The following is a 9,081-nucleotide window of genomic DNA, read 5'->3' on the forward strand; positions in this document are numbered from 1 at the left end:
TCAGTGGCCCTCCCGCGCGGTATTGGTAAAGCCTTCGTCCGCCGCCAGCCCGAAAGGCTCTTCGTTGCGGCTGGTCACGGCGAGAAAATCTGCCACCAGTTGCAGCAGATAAAGGCCAAGGCCCACAGGCACAGCGAAATAGGGAATGGCGAGGCGAACGCCCCAGACAGTGTCCGAGGTCCAACCTCTGCTGGTTGCCTCCCACCACATTTCCACGCCGTAAAAGAACATGCCACCGATTACGAGAATGGCGAGACCGACCACGGTATAGAACAGCGCGTGGCGCGCGCGGCCACGCAACATCAACGGCGCGAGATCAACGTTCACATGGCCGCGCAGCTTCTGCACATAAGGCAGGCCCAGCAGGGTGGAGGCGACCATGAGATAGGTGATGAACTCCGTCTGCCAGACGGTGGACCAGTTCAGCGCATAACGCACGAAGATCATCTGGCAGGTGACCGCGACAGACACGAGGATCATCAGCGCAGCGATGACGCCCGCAATGGTGGAGATTTGTCCGACGATGCGGATGAAACTGGTCATGGGCTGCACTTTGGTTCCGCAACAGCAACCCCACATACCGCTGTCATCCCCACGGAGGCGGGGAACCACTCATCCGCAAAACGGATGTTGGCGGCAGGGTGGGAAGTTGCATCATTCAAGATACAAAGATGTGTTGCATTGAGAAGTGGGTCCCCGCCTTCGCAGGGATGACAATCGAATAGAGGCCGAAAGAAAAAGGGCGCTGCGATTTTCACCGCAACGCCCGTTCAATCACTCGACGCTAAGCGCCATGTCAAGCAGCTCCTGGCCGCCTTCGGTCTGCTCAACAAAGGCTTTGTAGGACGACGCTTTAGCGATGTCCTGCCACGCTTTGAACTCGTCGGTGGTCATCGCTTTGATTTCCACACCGGCAGCTTCAAAAGCTTTCACGGACTGCGCGTCCTGCTTTTTGGCTTCGTCCAGATAGAAGGCTTCGGCCTTGGCGGAAGCTGCATCCAGCGCTTTTTTCTGTGCGTCGTCCAAGCCGTCATAGGCCGCCTTGTTCATCAGCAGCGGCTGATACATGAACCACAGTGCTGTATCACCGGCGGGCGTGTAGCACTTCACCTGTTCGAAGATGCGGTAGCTCTCGAACGAAGACGAAGACGTGTTCGCTGCATCCAGAACACCGGTCTGCATAGCGGAATAGATTTCCGAAGATGCCATGGACGCGATGGATGCACCGGCAGATGCGAGCATCTGCTCGAAGCTCTTACCGGCTGCGCGGGTCTGCAGGCCTTTCACATCGTCAGGCGAGGTGATGCACTTGTCTTTACCGGCAAAACCGCCAGCCAGATAACCGTGCACCAACACCTTCACGTCGTCCTCAGCCATCTGCTCTTCGAGCTTGGCCATGAACGGGCTTTCATTCAGGCGCGCTGCATGGTCGTGGTTCTTCACCAGACCGGGCATCAATGTCAGGTTGAAGGCGGGGCGCTGACCGGCAGCATAGGCGAGTGGGAAAATCGTCATGTCCAGCTGGCCGCGGGACAGCGGCTTGTACTGCTCGCGGGGTTTGAACAGCGACTTCGACGGAAAGATCGTGATGTCGAGATCAACACCGGCAGCCTTCACTTCGTCAGCGACCATCTGTGCCACCTTGTGGCGCACATCTTTTGTGGACCACTGATGCGACAGGCGCAGTTCTTTGGCGGAGGCTGCAAATGACATAGTGCCGGCAACGGCAAGTGCGGTGGCACTAATGAGTGCACGTGTAATGGTTTTCATGGTGTGTCCTCCCAGACAGTTTCAATCACATTTCATTCTCAGTGGTCGGACAAGTTAGCGTCACGCAGCCCCACACGCAACATGGCCTTGATGTCACGCTGTTCCCTGCCATGATTGGTGTCATCGCTTTGGGAGGAGCATTGATATGGACAAATGTGCAGGCGTGGTGGGCATCGGCAATATGGGGTCGGGGTTGGCAAAGAATCTGCTGGCCAACGGTTTCACCGTCACCGGCATTGATCTGAAACCCGACCGTATGAAGGCTTTCGCTGCGATGGGTGGCACACCTGCCAGTAGCCCGGCTGAGGTCGGCGCGGGTGCCGATGCAGTCTTTGTCATGGTGATGACGGGTGACGAGGTAAAGGAGGTGGTGTTTGGCGAAAACGGCCTGCTCTCCACGCTGGCCGAAGGGTCGGCAATTATCCTCACCGCGACAATCAAACCCCACGAAGCGGTCGAGATCGCGGCCCGCATGGAAGGTTCCGGCGTCAAGCTGATCGACAGCCCAGTGTCCGGTGGTTACCCCGGCGCGCAGGGCGGAACGCTCACGCTCATGGCTGCGGCACCGGGCGAATGGCTGGAAGAGTTCAAACCATTCATGGAGGCCGTGTCTGCAACCATCCACCATGTCGGCACGGAAGCTGGTATGGGACAGACCATGAAAGCGGTGCTGCAATCCATCATCGGGTCGATGTTCTCCGCCACTTTCGAAGCCACTGTGCTTGCGGCGAAGGCAGGCTTGTCCGGACAGGCTGTGCTGGACGTGGTGCAGTCATCCAGTGCGGGCAACACGATCACCAAGACGTCGCTGGAAAACATAATTGATCGCAAATTTGTGGATACCGGCAGCCACATCGACACGATGCACAAAGACCTCACCATCTCTATGGACCTCGGCGAACAACTGCTGGTGCCACTGCATACCGCATCTGCTGCCATGCAGATTTTCCACGCGGGCAAGGCGGCCCATCCCGAAGGGGACAACTGGGCCAGCACGCTGGTGATGGAAGCGATTTGCGGCGCGAAACTGACGCGATGAAAAACTCATGAAACTGGGTGTCATCACCGACGGTATCAGCCGGAACTTATCCCACTCGGTGGACGTGATGGACGAGTTTGATCTCACCTATGCGGAGCTGCAATTCGTCGGTGAAAAAGAAGTCGGTGATCATTCGGTTGCAGAAATCGCAGAAATCGACCGTCTGCTGCGTGACCGGGGCAAGCCGGTGTCATGCCTGTCGCGGCACATTTTCGCCGGACTGACGGTGGCAAACAAAGCGGGCGATGACCAGCACACGAAACACATGGATGCTCTTAGGCGTGTCATTGATATGGCTCACATTGTCGGTTCCCCGCTGGTGCGGATTATGACCAACAAGAAAGAGCAAATCCTCTTTGGGTCTGGCGGTGCTGAAAAGTGGAACGTCGCTCACGGGGCGTGGGACAAAACCCTGGAATTGATTGCACCGGCCTGCGATGTGGCCCGCGATGCTGGTATTCGTCTGGTGGTGGAAACCGGCAACGGCACCATGGTCAACTCCAACTACACCGCGCGCAAGCTGATTGACGACCTGAACGCCAAGGATGTGCTGCAGGTGTTGTGGGACCCTGCCAACAACTGCTGGTGCCACGAGCGGGCATGGCCTGAAGGCTATGATGAATTGCGCGGCGGCTATTGCGGCCACATCCACGTAAAAGACGTTCTAGTGGACAGCCCTCGCGCCAAACTGGAGGTCAAACGCCTGGGTGAAGGCCAATTGGCCGACCAGTTCCAACCCATCGCCGACGCCTTGCGAGAAGACATCTATGAAGGCGTCATCTCGCTGGAGTCGGTGTTTCATCCGGGTAACGGAGACTTCGAGGCGGGCTTCCGCCTCTGCATTGACCGCTTCAAAGCGCTCTTCGGCTAGGCGTTAGCCGAAGTAATAATCATCCTCGATCAGGCCGGAATTGCCCGGTGCCAGATCGGCGAGGATGAACTGTTGTTCGCCGCTGCCATCAATGCGTGATACGATGAAAGAGGTCTGGCTGAGTTGTGTCACGATGCCGTCGGCACCGAAATCAGCAGCCGAGAAACCAAGCCTGTCACCGCCTGCAACACCAGCGCCTTGGAAATCTGCGATGACGTCGAAATCGGACGCATCGGTCTCCCGATCGATGACGAAGATATCGTCACCGCCATTTCCGACCAGATAATCTGTACCTTGCTTGCCGCTCAGCACATTGATAGCTTCGTTGCCGATCAAACTGTTGTCGCCGCTATTGCCCACACCTATTGTTGCGGTGCCTGTAAGCACCAGCGTTTCGACAAAATCGCCCAGAATGTAGTCGATGGATGCCAGAACCCTGTCAGCACCATCTCCGTTCAACTCGGTTACGACGTCTGCAGAATTGTCCACCACATAGGTGTCATCACCTGCTCCGCCGCGCATGATGTCGGTTCCGGTTCCACCATCAATATAGTTATTGCCGCTGTTGCCGGTGATCGTGTTGGCCAACCCGTTGCCCACTGCGTAGATATTGTCCGACCCGGTGAGGGTCAGTTTTTCAAAATCGGCACCAAGGCTCCAGTCGACGGACGACTCAACCGTGTCATCGCCTTCGCCAGCGTTTTCCGAGATGGCATCGTTGACGTTGTCCACCACATAGATGTCGTTGCCTCCGGACCCGCTCATGCCGTCGGCACCGCCGCCGCCATCTAACCGGTTGGAGCCGGCATTGCCGAACAGGAAATTGCTTTCCGCGTTTCCGGTACCGTTGATGTCATCACCACCGGTCAAGATCAGGGTTTCGACATTGACCGGCAAACTGTAGCTGGCAGATGCGTAAACCACGTCGTGGCCCTGCGCTGCGACTTCCACCACTGTGTCGCCGGTATTATCGACCGAATAAACATCATCACCATCACCTGCGGTCATGGTGTCGGCACCTATGCCACCATTGAGAACATCACGGTTAGCGGTGCCGAATAATTCGTCACCCTCGGAATCGACACCGGTGATTCTGATGACGACATTGGCCCCCGCTCCGCCATTGAGGCGGTACGAGAACACGTCTGCGGCGCTTGTGTCTCCGCTTGTGCCGGAAGCGGCATCAGCCAAAGCGGAAAATGCTCCGTTTTGTTTGTATAAGAAGGTGCCGTCTGCGTTCACGGTCAACAAAGCACCAGAGAAGAGCGTAATTTCAGTGCCCACCGATGCACTGGGAACTTCGATGATTGTGCGACCGGTTGCGATATCAATCGTGCGGCCCGGTCCATTGGCTGCAAACAGGTTACCTGTCAGATCGCCTGCTGCTTCTACGACCGCGAAATCATCATTGCTGATGGCAACAGGCAGGTCTGAATTTTCGAGCGTCTCATTGTTATCGTCGACTATCGAGCCGTTGCGTCGGTCGGTATCGTTTCCAACCATGCTGGCGCCTGTGAGATCCGGCAGGCCGAATGTAGTGCGCCCATCACCGCCATATTGCGTACCCAGCAAAGAAAAGAGCGCCGAGTTCTGCGCGATGGGCAGCAGGGAGCCATCGGCCAAGGCAAAGCCCTGTGGAATTGTCGAACCCGCAATCCAGACCACTTCTCCCAAAACGGTGCCCTGGGCAGGTGAAAAATCCCTGCTGGGGAAGAGACCCTGTGTAACGACGATGGGTGTCAGCGCAACGAAGGGATCACGATCATCGTAGCTGTTCCCGTCCCCGCCACTAGTCACGGGAATCAGTGATGTGGTGAGAGTCTGTTCCGAAGACCCACCCTGCGTGCCCAACGGGGCGGTGCCGTCGGCTCCGTAAGGCGTGCGGCCCTCCATATTCGGCAGCTGGAAAGTGGTTAGGCCGTCGCCGCCAAAGGTGTTGCCTATAGCGCTGAACAATTCGGGATGGTCAGAAATTTGCAGCGTCCGTCCGTCCGCTTCCAGAAAGCCGCGTGGCGCAAAATTGGTGGCAAAGGCCCGCATCGTTCCTGCAGGAAACCCCGTGCCGTCCGATTGGGTGTCGATGACCCACATTATTTCTACGGATTCTTCAGCGGTTGAAAATGTTTGTCCACCACCACCGTCGGCAACAGGAACATTGGCTGTGGTCAGCTGCGTCGTATCCGAACCCGCGAGTGCTCCGGGTTGCGACGAGCTTTTGCCGATAAGCAGCTTGTCGCCCAGATCGGGCAAACCAAATGTGGTACGGCCATCGCCGCCAAAATTGGTGCCCAACAGCGAAAACAACGCGGAATTGGAGGCGATGGACAACAACTGTCCGTCGGTGGAAGCATCGAAGAAACCGTCTGTCTGACCGAAGAAGCGGATTTCAGAAAGGTATCCGTTGCTGTCCCCTGCCGTTGAGCTTGTTCCCCCACGTGACGGGAATATCCCCTGCGTCGTGATGTTGATTTCAAGCGCGGTGGTATTTTGTCGATTATCGATTGTCATGGATTTTCTATCCCCATTTCCATCATCGGCGATATCAACGCCGATGAACCTGTGCACAAGATACGATCAAGCGTTTTGACACTCGGCCAAAACCATTTGCAATTCTGCACAACCCAGATGCCCCTGAGCCAACGTTTACACACATAATCTGCATTGTCGCATAATTTGAGCGCCTGAGCAGTCTCTGTTGAACCGTGATGTTGGATTATCAGAGCAAACAATAGAAAACTTCTATCGATTGCGGCGAAAACCGGGATGGTAACGCCGTGCACGGCTCCCCAATTCCAGATCATAAGACGATTTCCGGAGACGCGACGATGAACCTTCAAAACATGCTCGGCGAATTGCTGGGCCAGGCCCAAAACCATATGCAGACCGGCGGACAAGCCGCCAGAGACGCGGTGCAGCCCAACCAGCAGGGCGGTGGTTACAGCGGCAAGCAGATGGCCGGCGGCATGGCGGCCAGCGGCGTCTTGGGTCTGCTGATGGGCAACAAAAAAGCCCGCAAGAAAATGAAAAAAATGGGGGGCGGTATCGTCGGTTACGGCGGCGCGGCAGCACTTGGCGCCGTGGCCCATTCCGCCTATCAAAAATGGCAGGCCCAGCAGGCCGGCAACACCGCGCCTCCGGCCCAACCTGTGCCGCAACAGCAGGCCGACCCGCTGATGCTGGCCGCGCCGGACGAACGCGCCGTGCCGTTCCAGCTGATGGTGGTCAAAGCGATGATCGTCGCGGCCAATGCCGACGGGCACATCGACGCCGAAGAGCGCACGACCATCCAGAACGCCCTGCAGCAAATGCCGATGGAAGCCGACCACAAGGCATTGATGCTGGACACCATGTTCGACCCACCATCGGTGCGTGAACTGGCGTCTGCGGCCAACGACATGGAACAGGCCAGCGCCATCTATATGGCGTCGCGTCTGGCCATTGACCCCGATCATCCAAAAGAGCGCGCTCATCTGGATAACCTCGCCGCAGCCATGGCGATGCCGGATGATCTGGTGCGCTCCATCGAAGCGCAAGTTGATGAAGCGCCGGAGCCTATGGGCAAAGTGCCGCCTGCCAGTGGCCCCAACACCTACGACGGCAACTGGTCCTAGAGGTCAGCTACCGAAGTTAGGATAGGCGAGGTCTTTGTCGGAAATGACCGAGATCTCGCGTGGCCAGAAAATATCGAAAGCCGGATCATTCCAACGAAAGCCGGTGTTCGCGTCCGGCACAAAGCGACTGCCCATCAAGTAAGTGACCAGCGTATCGTCTGCGAGTGTCTGAAAACCGTGGGCGAAGCCTGCGGGGATGTAGAGCGCCGTCGCTTCGTCCTGCGATAATTCAACCGTCAGGGACTGGCCGAACGTTTCTGACCCTTTGCGTATATCCACCACCACATCGGCAATCGCCCCGCGTAGCACCTGCACCAGCTTCACCTCTTCGTGGGGCGCATGCTGGTAATGCATGCCGCGTACGGTGCCCGCGCGGGTGTTGAAGGAATGGTTGTGCTGCGGATAGTCCGCATGCAGCCCCGCCTCATGAAATGTGTCTTCACAAAAGCTGCGGGCGAACGCGCCACGCTCGTCTGACATCAGCCGCTGCTCGATAAGCACAAGCCCATCGAGCGAAAGCGGCGTAAAGTTCATTTGACGATCGTGAGTTCTGGAATTGCGGTCACAAAATCGCCGGTCAGGCCTTCATGGCGCAGCTGCGCCATGATCTCATCGCGCAGGTTCCATGGCAGGATGAGAATGTGGTCGGGATTATCCGCCTGCATGTGTTCCACGCCATAGGTGGGAATGCGGATGCCTGGCATAAAGCGGTTCTGCTTGTTGGGGTTCCGGTCCACCACGTAGGACACGTATTCCGTGCCAACGCCGCAATAGTTCAGCAGCGTAGAACCCTTGGCGGCTGCGCCATAGGCAGCAACTGTTTCGCCCTTGCGGCGGGCTTCAATGAGGAACGACAGCAAGCCGTCCTTAATGCCGCGCACCCGCTCACCGAAGGTTTCGTAGGTGGTGATGTCGTAGAGGCTGTATTCCTCTTCCGCGGCCAACACCTCGGCTACGCCGGAATGTTCGTCATGGGAAGCACCTTCGTGGCAGGCGAAGACCCGTAGCGAGCCACCATGGGTTGGCCATTCCTGCACGTCGAACACACGCAGCCCGTTTTTGGCAAGCACCTCCATCACCGGGCGCAGGGCGAGATAGGAAAAATGCTCATGATAAATTGTGTCGAACTGGTTGTAGCGCATCATGTTCAGCAGATGCGGAAACTCGAATGTCACCACGCCTTCCGGTTTCAACATCTCGGCAAACCCGCCGGTAAAGTCGTCGAGGTCCGGCACGTGGGCCAGCACGTTGTTAGCGGCCATCAGGTCGGCCTTGCCACGTGATGCAGCAACGGCACGGGCGGTTTTGCGACCGAAGAATTGCTGCTCGGTGTGAACGCCCACCTTGCGGGCCGCTTCCGCGCAGCCGTCTGCCGGTTCGATGCCGGTGACCTTTTGGCCAGCGTCAGCAAACCAGCGCAGCAGGTAGCCATCATTGCTTGCGACTTCAGAAATATGAGCGTCAGGTCCAAGGTCAAAGCGCGCCGTCTGGTCCACCGCATAACGCTTGGCGTGTTCTAGCCAGCTGGTCGAAAACGACGAGAAATAGACGTAGTCCTCGGCGAAGATCGCCTGCGGAGTTTGGAATTCTCCCAGCTGCACCAGAAAGCAATCCTGGCAGGTGAATGCGTGGAGCGGGTAGCTCACCTCACCCTCATCGGCGCGGGCAAATGGTACCATCGCGTTGGACAACGGTGTCATGCCGACATCAATCAGGCTTTTGAGGTTTGTTTTGCCACATGCGCGGCAGCTTAGGTTTGTCATGGTTGTCTCTAACTGGTCATTTGGACA

Annotated in this window: 8 protein-coding genes; 3 read left to right on the plus strand and 5 right to left on the minus strand. The window is 57.3% G+C overall.

What is annotated here, in order from left to right; genetic code table 11:
* Together R2A130_RS16555 and dctP are read right to left on the minus strand one after the other, a co-directional pair.
* A complete protein-coding gene (locus tag R2A130_RS16555) occupies window positions 1-543 on the minus strand; it encodes a TRAP transporter small permease subunit (protein WP_009465345.1) in 543 nt (180 codons plus the stop codon).
* A 231-nt stretch (window positions 544-774) separates the two neighbouring features.
* Complete coding sequence (gene dctP, locus R2A130_RS16560; protein WP_009465346.1) at window positions 775-1,770, minus strand: TRAP transporter substrate-binding protein DctP; 996 nt, start codon at window positions 1,768-1,770, stop codon at window positions 775-777.
* A 145-nt stretch (window positions 1,771-1,915) separates the two neighbouring features.
* Here dctP and R2A130_RS16565 point away from each other — a divergent pair, with 145 nt between their 5' ends.
* The gene (locus tag R2A130_RS16565) at window positions 1,916-2,809 is read left to right on the plus strand and encodes an NAD(P)-dependent oxidoreductase (RefSeq protein WP_009465347.1); all 894 of its coding nucleotides are present in this window, start codon (window positions 1,916-1,918) and stop codon (window positions 2,807-2,809) included.
* A gap of 7 nt (window positions 2,810-2,816) precedes the next feature.
* Window positions 2,817-3,680, plus strand: a complete 864-nt coding sequence (locus tag R2A130_RS16570) for a sugar phosphate isomerase/epimerase (protein ID WP_009465348.1) — start codon at window positions 2,817-2,819, stop codon at window positions 3,678-3,680.
* A gap of 3 nt (window positions 3,681-3,683) precedes the next feature.
* On the opposite strand, the gene R2A130_RS17870 is transcribed toward R2A130_RS16570, so the two are convergent.
* A complete protein-coding gene (locus tag R2A130_RS17870) occupies window positions 3,684-6,188 on the minus strand; it encodes a tail fiber protein (RefSeq protein ID WP_009465349.1) in 2,505 nt (834 codons plus the stop codon).
* 317 nt (window positions 6,189-6,505) lie between these two features.
* On the opposite strand from R2A130_RS17870, the gene R2A130_RS16585 reads away from it, so the two are divergent.
* A complete protein-coding gene (locus R2A130_RS16585) occupies window positions 6,506-7,291 on the plus strand; it encodes a tellurite resistance TerB family protein (protein ID WP_009465351.1) in 786 nt (261 codons plus the stop codon).
* Window positions 7,292-7,294: 3 nt separating this feature from the next.
* Here R2A130_RS16585 and rfbC read toward each other — a convergent pair whose 3' ends face one another.
* Window positions 7,295-7,825 (minus strand): dTDP-4-dehydrorhamnose 3,5-epimerase, encoded by a 531-nt coding sequence (gene rfbC, locus R2A130_RS16590; RefSeq protein ID WP_009465352.1) that lies wholly within the window; start codon window positions 7,823-7,825, stop codon window positions 7,295-7,297.
* Window positions 7,822-9,054: a class I SAM-dependent methyltransferase gene (locus tag R2A130_RS16595; RefSeq protein ID WP_009465353.1), complete on the minus strand. Its 1,233-nt coding sequence runs from the start codon at window positions 9,052-9,054 to the stop codon at window positions 7,822-7,824. The genes rfbC and R2A130_RS16595 overlap by 4 nt, the downstream gene beginning before the upstream one ends.
* Between the last annotated feature and the right edge of the window lie 27 nt (window positions 9,055-9,081).

The sequence above is a fragment of the Ahrensia sp. R2A130 genome, from assembly GCF_000179775.1.
Lineage (GTDB): Bacteria > Pseudomonadota > Alphaproteobacteria > Rhizobiales > Rhizobiaceae > Pseudahrensia.